The organism is Synechococcus sp. H55.11 (genome assembly GCF_047462475.1).
GTDB lineage: Bacteria > Cyanobacteriota > Cyanobacteriia > Thermostichales > Thermostichaceae > Thermostichus.
On record NZ_JANSJI010000201.1, the window covers coordinates 1 to 1,117 of the forward strand.

The 1,117-nt window shown below is 58.8% G+C and carries 1 protein-coding gene; it reads right to left on the reverse strand.

Going from position 1 to position 1,117, the window contains the following annotated elements; genetic code table 11:
* Positions 1-1,117, reverse strand: a 1,117-nt coding sequence (locus tag NW853_RS08425) for an ABC transporter ATP-binding protein (protein WP_414348790.1), incomplete at both ends; no start/stop codon positions are given.

Here is a 1,117-nt window from a genome sequence, read left to right on the forward strand (position 1 = left end):
GCCTAACACTACCTTCTGCTGGTTGCCACCGGAAAGATTCGCTACCGGCAGCGTCGGCGACGGCGTGCGCACATCGAAACGTTCAATCAAGGTTTGGGCGTAAGCAATGATAGCAGAGGGCTGCAACAGCCCGTGAATAGTGTACGGTGGGCGATCAAATGCCTTGAGCACAAAGTTGTCGGCTACCGAAAATTCCAGGATCAACCCCATCTGCTGGCGATCTTCGGGAATGTGACGCACGCCAGCGTCAGCGATCTGTCGCGGCGTGCGACCGATCAGCGATTGTCCATTGGCGATGATCTTGCCACTTGTGGGACGCAGAATGCCGATGATCGCCAGCGCCAACTCACGCTGACCGTTGCCGTCGACGCCTGCCACCCCTAAGATCTCGCCGGCCGCCACCTGCAATGAGAGGTTATCAAGCAGCCGTCGACCCTCGTCATCAACAACGGTGAGATTCTCAATCATTAACACCGGCGCACCAGGACGCGCAGGCGTCTTCTCCACCGTGAGACGCACATCACGGCCGACCATCAGCCCGGCTAGCTCATGCATGTCGGTCTCACACGTGGTGCGGCGCCCGACAACCTTGCCATCACGAAGCACGGTAACACGGTCGCTGATCTCCATCACTTCATGCAGTTTGTGGGTGATCAGAATAATTGACAGGCCACTGGCGGCGAAGCTGCGCAGCGTCTTGAAAAGTTCAGTCGTCTCCTGCGGGGTGAGCACGGCGGTCGGTTCATCGAGAATCAGCAGGTTGACGCCTCGATAGAGCGCCTTGACGATCTCAACGCGCTGCTGCTCGCCTACGCTAAGCGACGCGACACGTGCGCCTGGATTGATTTTCAGCCCATAGCGCTGCACCACATCGCCGACTCGCCGCTCAATGGCGCGGCGGTCCCACATCACGGACTCGCGTAGACGGCGCAGCGATAAGAGCGGACGCGTCCCTAGGATCACGTTCTCGGCAACGGTGAGCGTCGGCACAAGCATAAAATGCTGATGCACCATGCCAATGCCAAGCTCAATAGCCTGATGTGGGGAATGGATCGTGACTGGTCGCCCGTCCAGGAAAATCTTGCCAGCGTCGGGCCGGACTAGACCGTAGAGAATG